Annotated in this window: 20 protein-coding genes (1 of these 20 only partly in view); 11 read left to right on the top strand and 9 right to left on the bottom strand. The window is 63.0% G+C overall.

The features are described 5' to 3' along the window. The first annotated feature begins 19 nt into the window (after positions 1-19). Complete coding sequence (gene alaS / locus AC3QL2_RS16930; protein WP_493235802.1) at positions 20-2,644, top strand: alanine--tRNA ligase; 2,625 nt, start codon at positions 20-22, stop codon at positions 2,642-2,644. A gap of 45 nt (positions 2,645-2,689) precedes the next feature. Here the strand turns inward: alaS and AC3QL2_RS16935 are convergent, their stop codons facing one another. From AC3QL2_RS16935 to AC3QL2_RS16960, 6 genes are all read right to left on the bottom strand, one after another. Beyond that, complete coding sequence (locus AC3QL2_RS16935) at positions 2,690-4,993, bottom strand: bifunctional diguanylate cyclase/phosphodiesterase (protein WP_493235801.1); 2,304 nt, start codon at positions 4,991-4,993, stop codon at positions 2,690-2,692. 166 nt (positions 4,994-5,159) lie between these two features. Next, on the bottom strand, positions 5,160-6,542 hold the full coding sequence (locus tag AC3QL2_RS16940; protein ID WP_493235800.1) for a phosphomannomutase/phosphoglucomutase: 1,383 nt from the start codon (positions 6,540-6,542) through the stop codon (positions 5,160-5,162). Between the two features lie 125 nt (positions 6,543-6,667). Then, on the bottom strand, positions 6,668-7,642 hold the full coding sequence (locus AC3QL2_RS16945; RefSeq protein WP_493235799.1) for a hydrolase: 975 nt from the start codon (positions 7,640-7,642) through the stop codon (positions 6,668-6,670). After that, a complete protein-coding gene (locus AC3QL2_RS16950) occupies positions 7,639-8,070 on the bottom strand; it encodes a YybH family protein (RefSeq protein ID WP_493235798.1) in 432 nt (143 codons plus the stop codon). Before AC3QL2_RS16950 ends, AC3QL2_RS16945 begins: the two co-directional genes overlap by 4 nt. A 79-nt stretch (positions 8,071-8,149) precedes the next feature. Then, positions 8,150-8,350, bottom strand: a complete 201-nt coding sequence (locus AC3QL2_RS16955) for a zinc-finger domain-containing protein (protein WP_493235797.1) — start codon at positions 8,348-8,350, stop codon at positions 8,150-8,152. An 18-nt stretch (positions 8,351-8,368) separates the two neighbouring features. Further along, positions 8,369-9,289, bottom strand: a complete 921-nt coding sequence (locus tag AC3QL2_RS16960) for a branched-chain amino acid transaminase (RefSeq protein ID WP_493235796.1) — start codon at positions 9,287-9,289, stop codon at positions 8,369-8,371. A 116-nt stretch (positions 9,290-9,405) separates the two neighbouring features. On the opposite strand from AC3QL2_RS16960, the gene AC3QL2_RS16965 reads away from it, so the two are divergent. From AC3QL2_RS16965 to mnmA, 3 genes are read left to right on the top strand one after another with little or no spacing between them, the layout of a single operon-like run. Next, the gene (locus tag AC3QL2_RS16965; RefSeq protein WP_493235795.1) at positions 9,406-9,864 is read left to right on the top strand and encodes an NUDIX hydrolase; all 459 of its coding nucleotides are present in this window, start codon (positions 9,406-9,408) and stop codon (positions 9,862-9,864) included. Beyond that, entirely contained in the window at positions 9,864-10,433 is a 570-nt protein-coding gene (locus AC3QL2_RS16970) for a hypothetical protein (protein ID WP_493235794.1), read from the top strand. The genes AC3QL2_RS16965 and AC3QL2_RS16970 overlap by 1 nt, the downstream gene beginning before the upstream one ends. Further along, the gene (gene mnmA, locus AC3QL2_RS16975; protein WP_493235793.1) at positions 10,423-11,535 is read left to right on the top strand and encodes a tRNA 2-thiouridine(34) synthase MnmA; all 1,113 of its coding nucleotides are present in this window, start codon (positions 10,423-10,425) and stop codon (positions 11,533-11,535) included. Before AC3QL2_RS16970 ends, mnmA begins: the two co-directional genes overlap by 11 nt. Positions 11,536-11,586: 51 nt before the next feature. On the opposite strand, the gene AC3QL2_RS16980 is transcribed toward mnmA, so the two are convergent. Then, complete coding sequence (locus AC3QL2_RS16980) at positions 11,587-12,204, bottom strand: lytic transglycosylase domain-containing protein (RefSeq protein ID WP_493235792.1); 618 nt, start codon at positions 12,202-12,204, stop codon at positions 11,587-11,589. Positions 12,205-12,218: 14 nt separating this feature from the next. After that, on the bottom strand, positions 12,219-13,937 hold the full coding sequence (locus AC3QL2_RS16985; protein ID WP_493235791.1) for a proline--tRNA ligase: 1,719 nt from the start codon (positions 13,935-13,937) through the stop codon (positions 12,219-12,221). Between the two features lie 154 nt (positions 13,938-14,091). On the opposite strand from AC3QL2_RS16985, the gene AC3QL2_RS16990 reads away from it, so the two are divergent. The 4 genes from AC3QL2_RS16990 (at position 14,092) to coq7 (ending at position 16,677) form a co-directional block, all read left to right on the top strand. Further along, entirely contained in the window at positions 14,092-14,643 is a 552-nt protein-coding gene (locus AC3QL2_RS16990) for an RNA pyrophosphohydrolase (protein WP_493235790.1), read from the top strand. 157 nt (positions 14,644-14,800) lie between these two features. After that, the gene (locus tag AC3QL2_RS16995) at positions 14,801-15,394 is read left to right on the top strand and encodes a CBS domain-containing protein (protein ID WP_493235789.1); all 594 of its coding nucleotides are present in this window, start codon (positions 14,801-14,803) and stop codon (positions 15,392-15,394) included. A 101-nt stretch (positions 15,395-15,495) separates the two neighbouring features. Next, entirely contained in the window at positions 15,496-16,029 is a 534-nt protein-coding gene (locus AC3QL2_RS17000) for a CNP1-like family protein (RefSeq protein WP_493235788.1), read from the top strand. A 27-nt stretch (positions 16,030-16,056) separates the two neighbouring features. Beyond that, positions 16,057-16,677 carry a 2-polyprenyl-3-methyl-6-methoxy-1,4-benzoquinone monooxygenase gene (gene coq7, locus AC3QL2_RS17005; protein WP_493235787.1) on the top strand — a complete coding sequence of 207 codons (621 nt, stop codon included), beginning with the start codon at positions 16,057-16,059 and terminating at the stop codon, positions 16,675-16,677. Between the two features lie 12 nt (positions 16,678-16,689). Here coq7 and AC3QL2_RS17010 read toward each other — a convergent pair whose 3' ends face one another. Then, positions 16,690-17,106, bottom strand: a complete 417-nt coding sequence (locus tag AC3QL2_RS17010) for an OsmC family protein (protein WP_493235786.1) — start codon at positions 17,104-17,106, stop codon at positions 16,690-16,692. A gap of 504 nt (positions 17,107-17,610) precedes the next feature. Here AC3QL2_RS17010 and rplM point away from each other — a divergent pair. The 3 genes from rplM to argC all read left to right on the top strand — a co-directional run. After that, complete coding sequence (gene rplM / locus AC3QL2_RS17015; RefSeq protein WP_079437046.1) at positions 17,611-18,039, top strand: 50S ribosomal protein L13; 429 nt, start codon at positions 17,611-17,613, stop codon at positions 18,037-18,039. Positions 18,040-18,051: 12 nt separating this feature from the next. Further along, positions 18,052-18,444, top strand: coding sequence for a 30S ribosomal protein S9 (gene rpsI / locus AC3QL2_RS17020; protein WP_141351686.1), 393 nt, complete (start codon positions 18,052-18,054; stop codon positions 18,442-18,444). Between the two features lie 119 nt (positions 18,445-18,563). Then, positions 18,564-19,588, top strand: the 5' portion of a protein-coding gene (argC, locus tag AC3QL2_RS17025; protein WP_493235785.1) for an N-acetyl-gamma-glutamyl-phosphate reductase. The gene runs 4 nt beyond the window's last position; 1,025 of the gene's 1,029 nt are visible here — the first part of the coding sequence; the start codon lies at positions 18,564-18,566; its stop codon lies beyond the right edge, outside the window.

Here is a 19,588-nt window from a genome sequence, read left to right on the forward strand (position 1 = left end):
AACCGGAGACCCCACGCCGATGAAAAGCGCCGAAATCCGCCAGAAGTTCCTCGAATTCTTCGCCTCCAAGGGCCACCAGATCGTGGCGTCCAGCTCGCTGGTTCCCCATGAGGATCCGACCCTGCTGTTCACCAACGCGGGCATGAACCAGTTCAAGGATGTCTTCCTCGGCTTCGACAAGCGCCCCTACTCCCGCGCGACCACGTCCCAGAAGTGTGTGCGCGCCGGCGGCAAGCACAACGACCTGGAAAATGTCGGCTATACCGCCCGCCATCACACCTTCTTCGAGATGCTGGGCAACTTCAGCTTCGGCGACTACTTCAAGCGCGACGCGATCCACTACGCATGGGAACTGCTGACCGAAGTCTTCAAGCTGCCCAAGGACAAGCTCACCGTCACCGTCTATGCGGAAGACGACGAGGCCTACGACATCTGGACCAAGGAAGTTGGCGTGCCGGCCGACAAGGTCATCCGCATCGGCGACAACAAGGGCGCCCGCTACGCGTCCGACAACTTCTGGATGATGGGCGACACCGGCCCCTGCGGCCCGTGCACCGAGATCTTCTACGACCACGGCGCGCATATCTGGGGCGGCCCCCCGGGATCCCCCGAGGAAGACGGCGACCGTTTCATCGAGATCTGGAACAACGTGTTCATGCAGTTCAACCGGGACGAGGCTGGCATGATGCATCCGCTGCCCAAGCCCTCGGTGGATACCGGCATGGGCCTGGAGCGGGTTTCCGCTGTGTTGCAGGGCGTGCATGCCAACTACGAGATCGATCTGTTCCAGACCCTGATCAAGGCCGCGGCCCGTGAAACCGCCGACGCCGACATGGACAGCCCGTCCCTCAAGGTGCTGGCCGATCACATCCGCGCCTGCTCCTTCCTGATCGCCGACGGAGTGATCCCCGGCAACGAAGGTCGCGGCTACGTGCTGCGCCGGATCATCCGCCGCGCCATCCGCCACGGCTACAAGCTGGGCGCCCGCGCGGCCTTCTTCCACAAGCTGGTGCCGGACCTGGTCGCAGAGATGGGCGAGGCCTATCCCGAGCTGAAGGCTGGCCAAGCCCGTGTGACCGACATCCTCAAGCAGGAGGAAGACCGTTTCTTCGCCACTATCGAGAACGGCATGGCCATCCTCGAAGGCGAACTGGCGGCGATGGCTGCCGCTGGCGCCACCGTGTTCAACGGTGAAACCGCCTTCAAGCTGCACGACACCTTCGGCTTCCCGCTCGACCTGACCGCCGATGTCTGCCGCGAGCGCAACGTGACTGTGGACAGCGCCACCTTCGACGCCGCGATGGCCCGCCAGAAGGAACAGGCCCGCGCTGCCGGCAAGTTCAAGATGGCAGCCAACCTGGAGTACGACGGCCCGGCGACCACTTTCCACGGCTATGAGAGCCTCGACGCCACGGGTAACGTGCTGGCCCTGTACAAGGACGGTGTGGCCGTCAATGAACTCAACGAAGGCGAAATGGGTGTCGTGGTTCTCGACGACACGCCGTTCTACGCCGAGTCTGGCGGCCAGGTCGGCGACCGCGGCGAGCTGCGCTCCGTGCATGGCATCTTCGCAGTGGAAGACACCCTGAAGATCCAGGCCGCTGTCTTCGGCCATCACGGCGTGGTCACCACCGGCAAGCTGACTGTCGGCAATGGCGTCAGCGCCAAGGTGGATACCCAGGCACGCGCCCGTACCGCGCGCCATCACTCGGCGACCCACCTGCTGCACAAGGCGTTGCGCGAAGTGCTCGGCAACCACGTCCAGCAGAAGGGCTCCCAGGTCGATCCGGACAAGACCCGCTTCGACTTCGCCCACACCCAGCCGGTGACGGCCGAGGAGATCGCCCGTATCGAGCGCATCGTCAATGACGAGATCCTCGCCAACGCCGCCACCGATGCCAGCGTGATGGACATCGAATCCGCGCAGAAGACCGGTGCGATGATGCTGTTCGGCGAGAAGTACGGCGACGAGGTGCGTGTGCTGACCATCGGCTCCTCCAAGGAGCTGTGCGGTGGCACCCACGTGGCGCGTACCGGCGACATCGGCCTGTTCAAAATCACCCTTGAAGGCGGCGTGGCCGCGGGCGTGCGGCGTATCGAAGCGGTGTGCGGCGATGTGGCGCTGGCCCTGGTGCAGGCGCAGCAGGCTTTGCTCGACGGCGTGACCGGTGCCCTCAAGGCCCAGCCGCAGGACGTGCTGGGGCGTGTGACCCAGGTGATGGACAACGTGAAGGCCCTAGAAAAGGAACTCGCCCGCCTGAAGAGCAAGCTGGCGGCCAGCCAGGGCGACGATCTGGCGGCCCAGGCCACCGACGTGGCGGGCGCCAAGGTGCTGGCGGCGACGCTGGAAGGCGCCGACGTGACGACCCTGCGCGAGACCCTCGACAAGCTGAAGGACAAGCTCAAGTCAGCGGCCATCGTGCTGTCCAGCGTCAACGACGGTAAGGTCAGCCTGATCGCCGGTGTGACGGCCGACCTGACCGGTAAGGTGAAGGCCGGCGAGCTGGTCAACTTCGTCGCCCAGCAGGTTGGCGGCAAGGGCGGCGGCCGTCCCGACATGGCCCAGGCGGGCGGTACCGATGCGGCGGCGCTTCCCGCCGCGCTGGCCGCGGTGGCCGGCTGGGTGGGTGGCAGGCTGGGCTGAGCACAGGGCTGTGTGCCTGGGGCGGAGCGCGCCAGCGCTACTGCCTCAGGTGTCGCCGGTTTTCTCTTCCGTCGGTGAAGCTGCTTCCAGATCAACGGCCGGGCTGTCTGCCGGCCGTTTTTCCGTGGACGGTTCCGAATAGAAACTGAAACCGTTACGACCGTTGCCCTTGACGAGGTACAAGGCTTGGTCAGCTTTTTGGAACAGGGTCTCGGTGTCCCTGGCGTCTGACGGGTACAGCGCGATGCCGATGCTGGCGGAGATTTGCGCGTCACCCTCCTTGAGGGCGTAGTGGGAGGCCAGCGCGCTGCGGATCGACTGGGCGATGGGCTCGATGTGCTGCCGATTCGTGATGCCGCCCAGGAGCACGGCGAATTCATCGCCGCCGAGACGGGCCGCGGTGTCCATCTCGCGGATGCAGAACTCCAGGCGGTGGGCAACTTCGACCAGCAATTGATCGCCGGCCAGATGGCCGAGGCGGTCGTTAACGTCCTTGAAGTAGTCGAGGTCCACCAGTAGCAGCGCGACTTCTGTCTTTGTGCGGTCGGCAATGCTCATGTCTTGCTGCAGGCGGTCCAGCAGCAGGCGGCGGTTGGGCAGGTCTGTCAGCGAGTCGTAGCTGGCCTGCCGCCATAGCTGCTCTTCCGCGCGCTTCTGTTCGGTAACGCTGGAGTACATGCCGACCCGCCACTGCACCTGGCCGTTGTCGTCGTAGATCGTGTTGATCATCAGCCAGTCGGCTGCGATTTCCCCGTCGCGCCGGCGGTTCAGTATTTCCCCTTTCCAGGTGCCGGTGGCGTCCAGGCTTTCCCGCATGTTGCGGAAGAAGGTGTGGTCGTGGCGCCCGGAGCTGAAAAAGGCGGCTTGTTGCCCAATCGCCTCTTCGGGCGTGAAGCCGGTGAGCCGGGTGAAGGCGGGGTTGATGGCGACGATGCGATTGGTGGTGTCGGTGACCATGATGGCTTCGCCGACCGCCTGGTAGACGAGCGACGCCAGCCGCAGGGCATCTTCCCGCTCGCGGCGTTCGCTGCTGTCCCGGATCACCAGCGTCGCCATGCGCCCGCTCTCGGTTTCGGTCGGGGTCATGCTGGCGCTGATCGGGAAGCGGCGGCCATCCGCTGCGAGGGCGATGAGGTCCACGTCGGCAACGGACTGGGACGGCTGGGCCAGCTCGCTCCACTCGGATGCCAGCAGGTTGCCGACGGGGCGTCCGATCAGGTCTTCGTACTGATAGCCGAAGGTGCTCAGTGCGCGTTGGTTGGCACGGCGGACATGCCCGGACGAGTCGATGATGATGATCGCGTCGGGCGCGGTGTCGAGCAGGATGCGCAGTTCCAGTTCCTTGCTGGCGATGTGCTTCAGATCCCGTTCCCGGAGCGACCAGGTGTGGATCAGCAGGCTCAGCATGAGGAGGGTTGCCACTATGAAAGCAGCGACCTGTACGGCCGTCTTGGTGAGTTCCCGGTACCAGCCGAGCAGGTAGTCGTCATCGGCCAGCCCGACGATGATGTAGTAAGGGTAGTGGTCCATGCGCTGATAGGCATTGGTCCGTTCGATGCCGTCGATCTGCGTGACGGCGAGATAGGCTCCCTGCTCTGGATTGGCCCGGATTGCGGCGGCGAGCTGGGGGGAGACGGCTCGTGAGCCGATCTGTACCTCGGGTGTGCTTGGCGCTGGATGGCGGGTGACCAGGCCGAGGTTGGTATCGCGCAGGGTGATCGCACCGCCCGGCCCGAGATTGATACCAGCAAACAGCTCGCGCAGGTGGGCCAGGCGGATGCTGGCGACGGCGATGCCGGCAAACTGGCCGTCGCTGGCATTGATGCGGCGGCTCAAGGTGATGATCCACTCTCCGCCGACACGTCCCTGCAGGGGTGCGGATATGACGAGGCCGGCCGATGCCGAGTCGCGGTGGCGCCGGAAATAATCTCGATCGGCCAGCAGAGCGGGGGTCCGGTTCAACTGGCCGCTACTGGCGAGCAGGCTGCCCCGTTCATCGACGACCAGCAGGCTGTGCAGGGCAGGCTGCCTGGCGAAGTGCTGCTGGACAATGCTCTGGTAGCGCTTGGTGTCGTGCTTGCTCGCAAGGCCATCGTCGAGATCGTCTACGAGGGCCTGAAGCGTCAGGTCGATGCGATCGAAGATGGCGGCTATGTCGTGATCGAGCAGCTGTGCCAGATTGCGGGTGTTGACGATGGCGCGTGCCCGCGACTGTTCCAGCCCCTGGTACAGGGATTGGAAGGCCAGGCCGATGACCATCAGGTTCAGCAAAACCACGGCGATGATCAGCCGTGTCCGGAATTGGGATGCGCTGAAGCTTGCCGACTGAAAAGTGGGCACAGCCTTCATGGCTGCTCCTCCATCGAGGCGTGGAACTTATGACAGCGTCCCGGTGAGGGCTGCTCGGCTGTTGCCAGCCGCCAGTCTCACTTTTTTCTCACAAGGGAGGAAGCGATTTGTGTAAAAAACCATCCAGCCGGGCTTGGCGATGGAGCGGCAAGCCCGGCCGGATGGATCAGAACGGCAGCGCGACGCCCGGCCAGACGCCTTCGATGGCACGGCGGAAATCGGCCTGGATGCGCTCGATGGCGGCCTGGTTGTCGGCTTCGAAACGCAGGACGACGACCGGCGTGGTGTTCGACGGACGGGCCAGGCCGAAGCCGTCAGCGTATTCGACGCGCACGCCGTCGATGGTCAGGATGCTTTCCGCGCCGTTGAACTGGGCTTCGGCCTTGAGCTTGTCCACCAGCGCGAAGGGCTCGCCTTCGTTCATCTTGATGTTCAGTTCGGGGGTGCTGGTGGCGTTCGGCAGGCCCTTCAGCACCGGGTTGGCGTCGGTGTGGCGGGACAGGATCTCGAGCAGGCGCGCGCCGGTGTAGAGGCCGTCATCGAAGCCGTACCAGCGTTCCTTGAAGAACACGTGGCCGCTCATCTCGCCGGCCAGCGGGGCGCCGGTTTCCTTCAGCTTGGCCTTGACCAGCGCGTGGCCGGTGTTCCACATGGTGGGCTTGCCGCCGCGGTCCTTGATCCAGCCGGCCAGGTTGCGGGTGCATTTGACGTCGTAGATGATCTCGCCGCCGGGAACGCGGGTCAGCACGTCTTCGGCGAACAGCATCAGCTGGCGGTCGGGGAAGATGATCTCGCCATCCTTGGTGACGACGCCCAGGCGGTCGCCGTCGCCGTCAAAGGCCAGGCCGATTTCCGCGCCGGTTTCCCGCAGGGCGCGGATCACGTCCTGAAGGTTTTCCGGCTTGGAGGGATCGGGGTGGTGATTGGGGAAATTGCCGTCCACGTCGCAGAACAGTTCGACCAGCTCGCAGCCGAGGCGCTTGAAGAGTTCCGGCGCGACCGCACCGGCTACGCCGTTGCCGCAATCCATGACGACCTTCATCGGGCGGGACAGCTTCACGTCGCCGACGATTTTTTCGACATAGGCGGGCACTACGTCAGCGTGGGTAAGCTTGCCGGGTTCGGCGGCGGTTACGAGGTTGCCGTCGATGATGCGCTGGCGCAGGCCCTGGATCAGTTCGCCGAACAGGGTCTGGCCGCCGAGGACCATTTTCAGGCCGTTGTAGTCGGGCGGGTTGTGGCTGCCGGTGACGGACACACAGGAGTGGGTGCCCAGTTCGTAGGCGGCGAAGTAGGTGAGCGGGGTCGGTACACAGCCGACGTCGATGACGTCGACCCCGGCGGCCCGGATGCCGTCGGCCAGCGCACCGGCCAGCTCCGGACCGGAGAGGCGCCCATCCCGTCCCACTGCGATGGCTTTCTGACCGCGGGCAACTGCTTCGGAACCGAGGGCCTGGCCGATCGCCCGTACGGCTTCGGCAGTCAGGGTCTTGTTAACGATGCCGCGAATGTCATAGGCCTTGAAGATCTCTGGGGCGGGAACGAACATGCTGTGGACTCCGGTCGGAAACGATGAGGGTTCGATTATACGCGGTGCACCATGACGACTGGGTGGGTCGGTGGCACGGGATTTAACGTTTTCTTGCTGATCTGCCTGGCTGGCAGCTGGAGTGATCAGCGTCCTGTCTGAAAAAAGGACAGCATGCGCTGCGGCAGCCAGTGCAGGTGACCGGGCCATGCGCCGCTGACGAAACCCACGTGGCCGCCCTCCGGGGGCTGTTCCAGCAGCACCATGTCGGAAACATCCTGCCGGCCCGGTAGATGATGGGCGGGCAGGAATGGATCATTCAAGGGATTGAGGAGCAGGGTCGGTACCTGGATTCCTCGCAAGTGTGGCTTGCTCGACGCTTGGTGCCAGTAGTCGTCCGCGCTTCGAAAGCCATGCAGGGGAGCGGTCACCAGGTCGTCGAATTCGTACAGCGTACGCGTGCGCCCCATGGTCTGGCCGTCGAAAAGCCCCGGATGCTGGCTCAGCTTGACGGCTGCATTGTGCTTGAGGGTGGCCAGGAAGTGGCGGGTGTAGAGGCGGTTGAAGCCGCGGGCCAGCACGTGGCCCGTCGCCGTCATGTCGACCGGGGGGCAGATTGCAGCGGCGGCGGTGAGCAGCCCGGTGGCCGCGTTGCCGCGGGTGCCGAGCCACAGAAGCAGGGCGTTGCCACCGAGTGAGACACCGGCGGCGTAGCGGGGCTGCGTCGGAAAAAGACTGGCCAGGCGCTCCAGGATCCAGCCGACTTCGTCGGCGTCACCGGCGTGGTAGCCGCGGGGCAGGCGGTTGGGTTCGCCGGAACAGCCGCGGAAATGCGGGATCACGCCATTCCAGCCTTGTTCCGCCAGATGTCGCATGAGGTGGCGCGCGTACGGCGACCGGCTCGAGCCTTCGAGACCATGGAAGAGGACGACCAGCGGTGCGTCGGGTTGATGCGGCAACCAGTCGAGGTCGATGAAGTCGCCGTCTGGCGTATCCCAGCGCTCACGCTGGAAGGCCGGTAGCGGCCCCTTGCGTAGCAGCGGCCAGATGGTCTGGGCATGTCCGCCGGGAAGCCAGCGGGGGGCGACATAGTCCCCTGTGGCTGGTGAGTTGGTTGTCAATGGACCACGTGGGGGGCGTCGTTGCTGTGCAGGCTGTCCATGTCGGGCGCAAGGGAGGCGTGATGCATGACCATGCGCCAGCCCAGCGCACCGCGGGTGAATACGTTGGTGGCGATGATCGGTGGGTGGAGGCGGTCGTCGCCCTCTACGTGCACATGCTGCTGCAGGGTGTGCACGGCCGTCATGACGCTGACCCAGCGGACCGGGTGGCTGATATTGACGTTGATGCGGGTGCCACTGGCGAAGAGCTGGCGCCAGGATTCGCGGATCGCGGCGAGCCCGACGAGGCGGATGCTACCGGGCTGGACGCAAACGACCTCCTCGTCCTCCGACCAGACGGCCATCATGCCGTCGATGTCGGCGCGGGTCAGTGCGGCGTAGAAAGCGGCTTCGGCGTCTTCGGGGGAGGTGTAGATCGGGTTGCTCATGCGGGTTTCTCGAATGGACGTTCGCATGCGACACGGGGGCGTTGCCGCCCCCGTTCTGACTGTGGTCCGATGAGGAGCCTCAGTGGTGTCCCTTGGGTAGTTCACCCGTGAAGACGTATTTTGCGCCGCAGTACGGGCAGGTTGCCTCGCCTTCCTTGGTGACGTCAAGGAAGACGCGCGGGTGCCGTGCCCACAATGGGGCGTCAGGCATCGGGCAGTGCAGCGGCAGCTCGTGGGCGGTGACTTCGATCGGCTTCGACTTGTCCTGATTTTCAGGCATGGGTTGCTCCGTGGGATCTTAAATGTAAGACAGCCATTCTTCGTATTCGGGGGCTTGGCCGCCGACGATCTGGAAGAAGCGGCTCTGCAGCTTCTCGGTGATCGGGCCACGCTTGCCTTCGCCGATGGTGCGGCCGTCCAGTTCGCGGATCGGGGTCACTTCGGCGGCCGTGCCGGTGAAGAAGGCTTCATCGGCGATGTAGATGTCGTCGCGGGTAATGCGCTTGGAAACCACGTCGAGGCCGAATTCCTTGGCCACGCGGATCACGGAGGCGCGGGTGATGCCGGTCAGCGCGGAGGCGATCTCGGGTTCGTAGATGGCGCCGTCCTTGATCACGAAGAGGTTTTCGCCGGCGCCTTCGGCGACGAAGCCGTTGGTGTCGAGCAGCAGGGCTTCGTCGTAGCCGGCTTCGGTGGCTTCCAGGTTGGCCAGGATGGAGTTGGCGTAGGTGGAGGCCAGCTTGGCGCGCGGCATGGTGACGTTGACGTGGTGGCGGGCGAAGGACGAGGTCTTCACGCGGATGCCCTTTTCGAGGCCGTCTTCACCCAGGTAGGCACCCCACGGCCAGGCGGCGATGGCCACGTGGATGGTGGCGCCCTTGGTGGAGATGCCCATCTTTTCGGAGCCGTAGAAGGCGATCGGGCGCAGGTAGCAGGATTCGAGCTTGTTGGCGCGGACCACTTCCAGCTGGGCCTCCATCAGAACTTCCTTAGAGTAAGGAATGTTCATCATGTAGATCTTGCCGGAGTTGAGCAGGCGCTGGGTGTGTTCGGCGAGACGGAAGATCGCCGTGCCCTTGACGGTCTTGTACGCGCGGACGCCCTCGAACACGGACAAGCCGTAGTGCAGGGAGTGGGTGAGCACGTGGGTGGTCGCTTCGCGCCACGGCACGAGCTTGCCGTCGTACCAGATGAAACCGTCGCGGTCTGCCATTGACATTGTGGGGATCTCCAGCTGAAAACAGTAAATTTCGAGCCCACGATTCTAGCTCATTCCGCGGGGACTGCGGACCCTCAGCCGGAAGGGGGTAAAATGCCGCCTTTGTCCGCAGCGGGATGGCGATGAGAGTCTGGAAGCCGAATGTGACGGTGGCGGCCGTGGTCGAGCGTGACGGGCGCTTCCTGGTCGTCGAGGAGGAGACCGAGACCGGTCTGCGTTTCAATCAGCCGGCCGGGCACCTGGATCGGGGGGAATCCCTGCTGCAGGCGGTAACCCGCGAAGCGCTCGAGGAAACCGCTCATCACTTCCGGCCGGAGTTTCTGGTGGGAATCTACCAGTGGCCCAAGCCCGATAGCGACATCACGTATCTGCGTTTCACTTTTGGCGGCAGTGTGACCGGTTTCGATCCGGACCGGCAGCTGGATTCGGGGATCGTGAGGGCCGTGTGGCTGACGTTGGACGAGTTGCGGGAGACGCGGGAGCGCCATCGCAGCCCGCTGATCCTGCAATGTTGCGAGGATTATCTTGCCGGTCGGCGCTATCCGTTGGATCTGGTGCGTCATTACGACGCCTGATGGTGCGCAGGTGGGGGCTGGCCGCGGCGTTGTTGCTGTGCTTTGGTGCTGCGCAGGCCGCCGAGCAGGTTGTGGTGTGTTTCAACTACGGCTGCCTGAGCGAGGTTACGGTTGTGTATTCCGACGTGCGCCTCGCCGAGGCTGGCGAACACCTGCAGCGGGCCGAGTCACCGCTCGAGGAACGGGCCATTCTGGCCCAGGTCATCGGGCAGCTTTATCGCTGGGCTGGCGAGCAGTCGCCGATTCATGCCGACAGGCCAGGGGATTTCCTCGATGACGATGTGCTCGGCAAGATGGACTGCATCGATCATGCAGAGACGACGACGCGCCTGTTGAAGATGCTGGAACGGCGCGGCATGCTGCGTTTTCATGTGGTGGATGAAGTGCATCGCCGGGTGCGCTGGCTGCTTGCCCAGCATTTCTCGGCGGTGATTCGCGAAAAGGACGCAGCCGCGCCGGTGGGTGGGGCGCGATTCGTAGTGGACTCCTGGTTTGGGGAGCACGGCGATCCTGCCGTGGTGTTGCCCCTGGAAGATTGGCTGGATGGAGAAGGACCGAATGTCTCGTAAGGAAAAAGTCATCGTCGGCATGTCCGGCGGCGTGGATTCGTCCGTGGCGGCGATGCTGCTCAAGCAGCAGGGCTACGACGTGGTCGGCCTGTTCATGAAGAACTGGGAAGACGATGACGACGATGAATACTGTTCCACCCGGGCAGACCTGGTGGACGTGGTGTCGGTGGCCGACGTGCTGGGCATCGAGCTGGAAGTGGTGAACTTCTCCAAGGAATACAAGGAGCGGGTGTTCGCCGATTTCCTGCGCGAGTACGAGGCGGGTCGCACGCCCAATCCGGACATCCTGTGCAACTCGGAAATCAAGTTCAAGGCCTTCCTCGATCACGCGCTGGCTTTGGGCGCGGACCGTATCGCCACCGGGCATTACGCCCAGGTGCGCAAATGGACCAACGACGGGCGCACCGAGTACCAGTTGCTTAAGGCGGAAGACGGCACTAAGGACCAGAGCTACTTCCTGTACCGCCTGAACCAGGCTCAGCTGTCGAAGGCCTTGTTCCCCATCGGCCATCTCTACAAGCGCGACGTGCGCAAGATGGCCGAGGCCGCCAACCTGCATGTGCATGCCAAGAAGGATTCGACGGGCATCTGTTTTATCGGCGAGCGCCCGTTCCGCGAATTCCTGTCCCGCTACCTGCCGGCCAAGCCGGGCGAGATCCGTACGCTGGAAGGCGACAAGGTGATCGGCCAGCATCAGGGCCTGATGCATCACACCATCGGCCAGCGCAAGGGCTTGCAGATCGGCGGCATCAAGGGCAACCAGGATGACGCGGGTGAGCACGATGCCTGGTACGTGGCGCAGAAGGACATGGCGAAGAACGTGCTGTACGTGGTGCAGGGGCACGATCACCCGGCGCTGCTGAAGGATCGCCTCATCATCACCGACCTGAGCTGGGTGTCCGGCCAGGATCCGCGTACCAATTGGGTTTACACGGCCAAGCCGCGTTACCGGACGCCGGATGCGCCCTGCGAGATCGACGCGCTCGCCGACGGCCGCGCCGAGATCGCCTTCGCGCAACCCCAGTGGGCGGTGACGCCGGGGCAGAGCGTGGTGATCTACGAAAGCCGGGTCTGCCTGGGCGGCGGGATCATCACGGCCTGAAGCTTCTGTTGATGCAAAAACAAACGGGCGCTGTGTGGCGCCCGTTTGTTTTTAAGGGTTCTGAGCCAGTCGGAAGTTCGGATAGGCCCAGTTGTGCTCCCACGCGGCACGCACCATGTTCGGGTATTCGGGCCGCCCAAGGCTGCCGTTGTAGCGCCCCAGCGCGCGGAACAGGTCGCCCCGCTCGATGTCCAGGTAATGGCGCAGGATCGTGCAACCAAAGCGCAGGTTGGTGCGCATGTAGAAGAGATTGCTCTCCTGGTTGCCGATCAGCTTGACCCAGAACGGCATGACCTGCATGTAGCCACGGGCGCCCGCTGAAGACAGGGCGTATTTCTTGAAGCCGCTTTCCACCTGGATCAGGCCCAGCACCAGTTGGGGATCGAGGCCGGCGCGGGTGGCTTCGTAGTGGATCGCCCTAAGGAGCTCGGAGCGATAGGTTTCGTCGGGGATGCGCTTGGCCAGGCGGCGGGACATCTCGGCCAGCCAGCGGGCCCGCTCGGGAGAGCGATCGAAGCTCGGGTCGAGCGGGGCTTGGTCGGCGACGGCCGCATGCAGCGCAGCCTGCACGCTGGCGGCGAGCGGCTCGTAGGTCTGGTTGCCGGCATGCGCCATCGTCGTTCCGCCCAGCAGGCAGGTGGCCAGCAGGCGGGCGACGATGGAACGCATGGGCAGCATGCTTCTCAGCCCTTCAGCTTGGCGATGACCGTGGCGGCGACGTCGCCAACGGCCAGCTTGGTGGCTTCGGCGTCGCGGCGGCCCTGGTATTCGACGACACCTTCCTTCAGGCCGCGGTCGCCGATGACGACACGGTGCGGCGTGCCGATCAGCTCGTTGTCGGCCAGCAGGGAGCCCGGACGCTCGTCCCGGTCGTCGAGGAAGGCATCGATGCCGGCCGCGACCAGTTCACCGTACAGCTTGTCGGCGGTTTCACGCACCGCTTCGGACTTGGCGTAGCCCATCGGCACGATGGCGACCTGGAAGGGGGCGATGCCGTCCGGCCAGATGATGCCGCGGGCGTCGTTGTTCTGCTCGATGGCAGCGCCGAGGATGCGCGACACGCCGATGCCGTAGCAGCCCATCTCCATGACCTGTTCCTTGCCCTGCTCATTGAGGAACTTGCAGCCGAGGGCTTCGGAGTACTTGGTGCGCAGCTGGAAGATGTGGCCGACTTCGATGCCGCGGCAGATGTTGAGGCTGCCCTTGCCGTCCGGCGAGGGGTCGCCGACGACGACGTTGCGCAGGTCGGCCACTTCGGCTTCGGGGAAGTCACGGCCGATGTTGACGCCCGTGTAGTGGTAGTCGTCCTCGTTGGCGCCGGTGACGAAATCGGCCATCGCCGCAACGGTGCGGTCCATGACCACGCGGCCCTGGAAGCCGACGGGGCCGAGGGAGCCGGCGTTGGCGCCGAAGGCGGCCAGGATGGAGGCCGGAGAGGCGAAGGTCAGCGGATTCTTGACGCCCGCCACCTTCTGGGCCTTGACCTCGTTCAGTTCGTGGTCGCCACGCAGCAGGAACAGCACGGGCTTGCCGCCGGACGCTTCGTCGCCATCCACCACGATGGCCTTGACGGTCTCGGTGGCGGGGATCTTCAGGAAGGCAGCCAGTTCGTCGATGGTCTTGGCGCCGGGCGTGTGCACCTTGGTCAGCGCAGCGCTGGCGGCGGGGCGCGGGGTGGCCGGTGCCAGGGCTTCGGCGAGCTCCACGTTGGCGGCGTAGTCGGAGTCCGGGCAGTAGGCGATGTCATCCTCGCCGGTTTCGGCGATCACATGGAATTCGTGGGAGCCGGTGCCGCCGATCGAGCCGGTATCCGCCGCCACGGCGCGGAACTTCAGGCCGAGCCGGTTGAAGATGCGGTGGTAGGTGTCGTACATGTTGCGGTACTCCCGCTGCAGGTCCTCGAAGGAGCTGTGGAACGAGTAGCCGTCCTTCATGACGAATTCGCGGCCGCGCATCACGCCGAAACGGGGGCGGATCTCGTCGCGGAACTTCATCTGGACCTGGTAGAAGTGCTTGGGCAGCTGGCGGTAGCTCTTCAGTTCCTTGCGCACCACGTCGGTGATGACTTCCTCGTGGGTCGGGCCGACGACGAAATCACGGTCGTGGCGGTCCTTGAAGCGCAGCAGCTCGGGGCCGTAGAAGTCCCAGCGGCCGGACTCCTGCCACAGCTCGGCGGGCTGCACGGCGGGCATCAGCACTTCGATGGCGCCGGCCCGGTTCATCTCCTCTCGCACGATGGCTTCCACCTTGCGCAGGGCGCGCAGGCCCAGAGGCATCCAGGTGTAGATACCGCCGGCGAGGCGCTTGATCAGCCCCGCGCGCATCATCAGTTTGTGGCTGATGACTTCCGCGTCGGAAGGGGCTTCCTTGAGGGTGGAGAGGAAGAACTGGGAGGCACGCATGACGGAGTCCATTGTTAGTACAGCATGCAATTTTAACGTGCACCTTGCGCCTTGGCGCCGCTTCTGTTGCATTGCACCGATTCGGGGCGTCGGCTTCCGTGGCAAGGGGAAATATGGAAGAATTCCGCACAGTTCATGAATTAAAGGTTGCACCATGCTCGACCGTGAAGGCTACAGGCCTAACGTCGGCATCATTCTGGTGAATGCGCGCAACGAGGTTTTCTGGGGCAAACGGATACGAGAACATTCCTGGCAGTTTCCGCAGGGCGGAATCAAGCACGGCGAGTCGCCGGAACAGGCCATGTACCGTGAGCTCTTTGAAGAAGTCGGCTTGAAGCCTGAGCACGTTCGTATCATCGGCCGCACACGCGGCTGGTTGCGCTATGACGTGCCCAAGCACTGGATCAAGCGGGAATGGCGTAACACCTATCGCGGCCAGAAGCAGATCTGGTTCCTGTTGCGACTGGTGGGACGCGATTCCGACGTTTGCCTGCGTGCAAGTACTCACCCGGAGTTCGATGCCTGGCGCTGGAGTTATTATTGGGTGCCCCTTGAGGCGGTCATCGAGTTCAAGCGCGGTGTTTATCAGGCGGCGCTGCTTGAATTGTCCCGCCTGCTGTTCCGTGATCGAACCCTCGATATCCCGGAAAGTTACCGACCGATCGTCGTGACCCCGGAATCTCCGGGAAAAACCTCCCTCTCCTGACAAGACGCGTGCCGAGTTGAAACTCGGCACGCGTCTTTTTGTCTCACCGGTCGATTGCTGCTGATTTTTGTCGTCGAGTTCTACGCGACGACGGGTCCGGGATTGCCGTCAGGTAGTCTTGGTTCATCGCTGTAGGGGCACATCGGGAGGAGACACCATGGAGCGCTTGCACTATCAGCCGATCCGGCAGTTCCGGGTCAAGAGCGGCACCTGCGAAGTCGCGGATGCCTGGAGCCTGACAAAGGTTGTTGCGTCGTCGCCGGCCATTGAAGTGATGACCGACCTGCGACGAATTCCCGCGGCAACCATTTCCGATACGGTTTCGCTGGTCGAAGCCAATCACAGCATGATTCTGCGCGGCGTGCGGATGCTCTTCGCGACGGATAACGATCGCCGCGTGGTGGGCATCATCACGTCCAACGATCTGTTGGGCGAGAAACCCACGCGGGTTGCACGGGAGCGGATGTCTCGGCACGAGGAACTGACCGTGCGTGACATCATGGTGGCCACCGAAGAGCTCGATGCGGTGACGATGTCCGATGTCCTGCGTGCGGAGGTGGGGCATGTCGTGGCGATGCTCAAGGCCTGTGGGCGGCAGCATGCGCTCGTGGTGGAAGAGGAGGGCGGTATGGCGCCGGTGATCCGGGGCATTTTCTCGGCCTCGCAGATTGCACGTCAGATGGGCATTCCCCTGCAGACCACGGAGGTGGCGCGTACGTTTGCCGAGATCGAGGCTGCCATCAGGAGTTGAGTTGGCGGGCCGGCAAGTGCCGGGCGCAGCGCGGGTTTGGCCTGGCGAAAGGGGAGGGGAGTAGAATCGCGGCTCTTCTCCATCCTTCCCTTTGAAACCCGATGGCTGCAGTTTCCCGTTTGGCCCGCTCATGCATTCCGTTTTTCTTTGCTGCGGCAAGCGTCGCGCTCGTGGGATGTGCCGGTGGTCGTACCTCCCTGTTTGAAGGAGAAACCAAGGCCGCCTGGAAGGAAATCGAGCCGGAGCTTCCGGCATTTCCCGAGCGCGCCAATCTGATCCCCCTCGACTTGGGGACCGAATCAACCTCCTTGTCCTTCATTGATGAAAAATCGCTGACGCTTGCGGAAGACGGTGTCGTGCGCTTTACATTGGTTGTGCGTGCTGCGGGTGGTGCCCAGAACGTGAGTTTCGAGGGTATCCGCTGTGAAAAGGCGGAGCGCAAGCTCTACGCGATAGGCCGCAATGACCGGGAGTGGATCAGGCCTCGCGCTAGCGACTGGCAGAGGATTTCAGACAACGCATTTAACCGTCAGTACGCATTGCTGGCGATGGATTTCTTTTGTCCGCGGGGGACCATCCTGCCAAACCGCGAAGAGATCGTGCGATCCCTGCGGCAGGCGGCGGGCCTGCGTTGACGTCAAATTTCGAGTGGAGTTGCTGCGATGCTGGATCAGTTGATCATTGGTTTTGACAAGGCCTTGCGTACGGTTTTTGCGGATGCCTACTCCGTGCGCCCGGTGCCAGGCGAGGCGCTGCCTGAGGCCGACCTGAGTGAACAGGAGAAGCGTCATGCTGCATCTCTGATGCGGGTGAACCACTGTGGCGAAATCTGCGCCCAGGCCTTGTATCAGGGGCAGGCGCTGATGTCCCGCAATGAGGGCATCAAGGAAGCGTTGGCCGGCGCTGCGCACGAGGAGACGGAACATCTGGCGTGGACCGAACGCCGGATTGCGGAGCTAGGTGGGAGGAAGAGTTTCCTGAACCCACTCTGGTACAGCGGATCGCTGGCCATCGGAATGGTGGCAGCCCGCTTTGGTGACGGCGTGAATCTGGGCTTCCTGGCCGAAACCGAGCGCCAGGTCGAGGCGCATTTGGATAGCCACCTCGATCGCTTGCCGGAGCAGGATCAACGCTCCCGTGAGATCGTGGAGCAGATGAAGATCGACGAGGTTGCGCATGCCGATACGGCTGTGCGCCTTGGTGCGGTTGAATTGCCAGCCCCGGTCAAGGCAGCCATGAAGGCCACCTCGAAGCTCATGACCGGTGTTGCGTACTGGCTTTGATCCGGGCGACGCCTAGACCTGAACGATTTCCCAGGTGTGTTCGATGTCAGCGGTCTTGCTGAGCATGATCGTGGCGGAGCAGTACTTGTCGGAGGACAGCTTGATGGCGCGCTCGACGCTTTCCGGCTTCAAGTCGTGCCCCGTGACGGTGTAGTGGAACGCGATGCGGGTGAACACCTTGGGGTCGGTTTCGGCGCGAGCCGCCGTCAGGCGGACGCTGCAGTCCCGCACATCCTGCCGGCCGCGCTTGAGGATCAGGACGACGTCAAACGCCGTGCAGCCGCCTGCGCCGGCCAGCATCAGCTCCATCGGCCGGGGGGCAAGATCGCGCCCGCCCGCTTCCGGGGCACCATCCATGGTGACGATATGGCCGGAGCCCGTTTCCGCGATGAAGGTCATGTCGCCAACCCACTTAACTACGCACTCCATTCTGCTTCCCTTCAATATTGACTGTACGGAGGGGCCAGGCCCCTTCTTCCGGCGCTGATTGTAGCCGTCTTGCTGCGGGGCGCTGGCGTGTCTTTATGTTGCGATGCCGCATTTTGAGCAGGGGGAGTTCTTCCGTGTGCGCCTTGACTCGCGTCTGGCGCTATCTATTTTTCAATTAAATCATGGGCTTGATGGGCTTATTTTCTAGATAAAAAAAATCTATTTACAGATAGGTAATTTTATTGTGCGATGCACAAAAAAATCTTGCACCAAGGGGGCTCGAGGGAGATAATTTCCTCAGTCCAGTTGCTTTTGTTGTTCGAAGCGGCTGAAAGGTGTCTCCTCCACCCTCCTCCTTTGGTGTGGATTTAGCGCAGATCTCCCCGATCTGCGCTTTTTTTTGCCTTGATTTAATGTTTGACACAGGCCTTGAACCTCGGGTAAAATCCGCGGCTTTCCGAATTATGGTCGTTCCCGGTGTCGGGAAAAGTCAGAGGGATTTTCATGAAAACGTTTTCTGCCAAGCCGCATGAGGTCAAGCGCGACTGGTTCGTCGTTGATGCGACGGACTTGGTCCTTGGTCGGCTTGCTTCCCAAGTTGCGCTTCGCTTGCGCGGCAAACATAAAGCCATCTACACCCCGCACGTTGATACCGGTGACTTCATCGTTGTCGTCAATGTCGACAAGCTGCGTGTGACCGGCACCAAGGCCCAGGACAAAAAGTACTACCGCCACTCCGGCTATCCGGGCGGTATCTACGAAACCAACTTCACCAAGCTGCAGCAGCGCTTCCCTGCTCGCGTGCTTGAAAAGGCTGTCAAGGGCATGCTCCCCAAGGGTCCGCTCGGCTACGCCATGCTGAAGAAGCTGAAGTGCTACGCCGGTGCCGAGCATCCGCATGCCGCACAGCAGCCCCAAGTTCTCGCGATTTAACAGGAGCCGATAATGGCTGTGACTTACAACTACGGTACCGGTCGTCGCAAGTCGGCTGTTGCCCGTGTCTTCATCAAGAAGGGCTCCGGCAACATCGTCGTGAACGGCAAGCCGGTTGACCAGTTCTTCTCCCGCGAAACCGGCCGCATGATCGTGCGTCAGCCGCTGGTTCTGACCAACTTCGTCGACACCTTCGACATCCTGGTCAATGTGACCGGTGGTGGCGAATCCGGCCAGGCTGGTGCCGTTCGTCACGGCATTACCCGTGCGCTGATCGACTACGATGCAGAGCTCAAGTCCCCGCTGAAGAAGGCTGGCTTGGTTACTCGCGATGCCCGTGAAGTCGAGCGTAAGAAGGTCGGTTTCCGCAAGGCGCGTCGTCGCAAGCAGTTCTCCAAGCGTTAATTCGCTTCGAGTATGGTCAAAAGGCCGCCTTCGGGCGGCTTTTTGTCATCTTGACGTAGTATGTTGTTCCGACGTAGTTCTGGTGTCTGCTGGTAGTTCATTTCCTGTTGGGGGCGAGCATGGTCAAGGTTGGTGTGGTTGGTGGGACGGGATATACCGGGGTTGAACTGTTGCGCTTGCTGGCGCAGCACCCGGATGTGGAGCTGAAGGCGATCACCTCGCGTGGCGAGGCTGGGATGCCGGTGGCGGATATGTTCCCGAGCCTTCGCCGCCGGGTTGATCTGCGGTTTGTCGACCCCCAGGCGGCTGATCTGTCGGGGTGTGACGTCGTCTTCTTCGCTACGCCTAACGGGATTGCGATGCAGCAGGCTGCGGCTCTCGTTGCTGCGGGTGTGAAGGTCATCGATCTGGCTGCGGATTTCCGGATCTCCGACGTGGCCGAATGGGAAAAGTGGTACGGGATGAAGCACGCCTGCCCCGAGCTGGTTGCTGAGGCTGTGTATGGTTTGCCTGAGGTGAATCGCGAGGCTGTCAAGGCAGCGCGGGTGGTGGCCAATCCGGGTTGTTATCCCACTGCGGTGCAGCTCGGCTTCTTGCCGCTCGTCGAAGCCGGTGTCGTGCAACTGGACGGCTTGGTTGCAGATGCCAAGTCCGGGGTGTCCGGCGGCGGCCGCAAGGCGGAGACGCACATTCTGTTCTCCGAGTCGGCGGACAACTTCCAGGCTTACGGTGTGGCTGGTCATCGGCATCTGCCGGAGATTCGGCAGGGGTTGTCGCGCTACGCCAAAGCGCCCGTCGGGCTGACTTTCGTCCCGCATCTCACCCCGATGATTCGTGGCATTCATGCGACGCTGTACGCGCGCCTCACCAAGGATGTCGATTTGCAGGAGCTGTTCGAGACTCGGTTTGCCGACGAGCCGTTTGTCGATGTGATGCCGCGCGGGGCCCATCCCTCCACGCGTTCCGTGCGCTCTGCAAACATCTGCCGGATTGCGGTTCATCGTCCGCAAGATGGGGATGTGGTCGTGGTACTGTCGGTCATCGACAATCTCGTGAAGGGGGCGGCGGGTCAGGCTGTGCAGAACATGAACATCCTGTTCGGGCTGCCCGAAACCGCGGGGCTCGGGCAGATTCCGGTGATGCC

The organism is Zoogloea sp. GW822-FHT05C07 (assembly GCF_058800215.1).

Bases quoted from the DNA above. Each gene is read 5' to 3' on its own strand.
- AC3QL2_RS16950 (WP_493235798.1), bottom strand. From the start codon at position 8,070: ATGAGCAACCCGATCTACACCTCCCCCGAAGACGCCGAAGCCGCTTTC.
- AC3QL2_RS17010 (WP_493235786.1), bottom strand. From the start codon at position 17,106: ATGGAGTGCGTAGTTAAGTGGGTTGGCGACATGACCTTCATCGCGGAA.
- AC3QL2_RS16955 (WP_493235797.1), bottom strand. From the start codon at position 8,350: ATGCCTGAAAATCAGGACAAGTCGAAGCCGATCGAAGTCACCGCCCAC.
- rpsI (WP_141351686.1), top strand. From the start codon at position 18,052: ATGGCTGTGACTTACAACTACGGTACCGGTCGTCGCAAGTCGGCTGTT.
- AC3QL2_RS16960 (WP_493235796.1), bottom strand. From the start codon at position 9,289: ATGTCAATGGCAGACCGCGACGGTTTCATCTGGTACGACGGCAAGCTC.
- rplM (WP_079437046.1), top strand. From the start codon at position 17,611: ATGAAAACGTTTTCTGCCAAGCCGCATGAGGTCAAGCGCGACTGGTTC.
- AC3QL2_RS16985 (WP_493235791.1), bottom strand. From the start codon at position 13,937: ATGCGTGCCTCCCAGTTCTTCCTCTCCACCCTCAAGGAAGCCCCTTCC.
- AC3QL2_RS16970 (WP_493235794.1), top strand. From the start codon at position 9,864: ATGGTGCGCAGGTGGGGGCTGGCCGCGGCGTTGTTGCTGTGCTTTGGT.
- AC3QL2_RS16940 (WP_493235800.1), bottom strand. From the start codon at position 6,542: ATGTTCGTTCCCGCCCCAGAGATCTTCAAGGCCTATGACATTCGCGGC.
- AC3QL2_RS17000 (WP_493235788.1), top strand. From the start codon at position 15,496: ATGGCTGCAGTTTCCCGTTTGGCCCGCTCATGCATTCCGTTTTTCTTT.
- AC3QL2_RS16990 (WP_493235790.1), top strand. From the start codon at position 14,092: ATGCTCGACCGTGAAGGCTACAGGCCTAACGTCGGCATCATTCTGGTG.
- AC3QL2_RS16965 (WP_493235795.1), top strand. From the start codon at position 9,406: ATGGCGATGAGAGTCTGGAAGCCGAATGTGACGGTGGCGGCCGTGGTC.
- AC3QL2_RS16980 (WP_493235792.1), bottom strand. From the start codon at position 12,204: ATGCGTTCCATCGTCGCCCGCCTGCTGGCCACCTGCCTGCTGGGCGGA.
- alaS (WP_493235802.1), top strand. From the start codon at position 20: ATGAAAAGCGCCGAAATCCGCCAGAAGTTCCTCGAATTCTTCGCCTCC.
- mnmA (WP_493235793.1), top strand. From the start codon at position 10,423: ATGTCTCGTAAGGAAAAAGTCATCGTCGGCATGTCCGGCGGCGTGGAT.
- AC3QL2_RS16935 (WP_493235801.1), bottom strand. From the start codon at position 4,993: ATGAAGGCTGTGCCCACTTTTCAGTCGGCAAGCTTCAGCGCATCCCAA.
- AC3QL2_RS16995 (WP_493235789.1), top strand. From the start codon at position 14,801: ATGGAGCGCTTGCACTATCAGCCGATCCGGCAGTTCCGGGTCAAGAGC.
- coq7 (WP_493235787.1), top strand. From the start codon at position 16,057: ATGCTGGATCAGTTGATCATTGGTTTTGACAAGGCCTTGCGTACGGTT.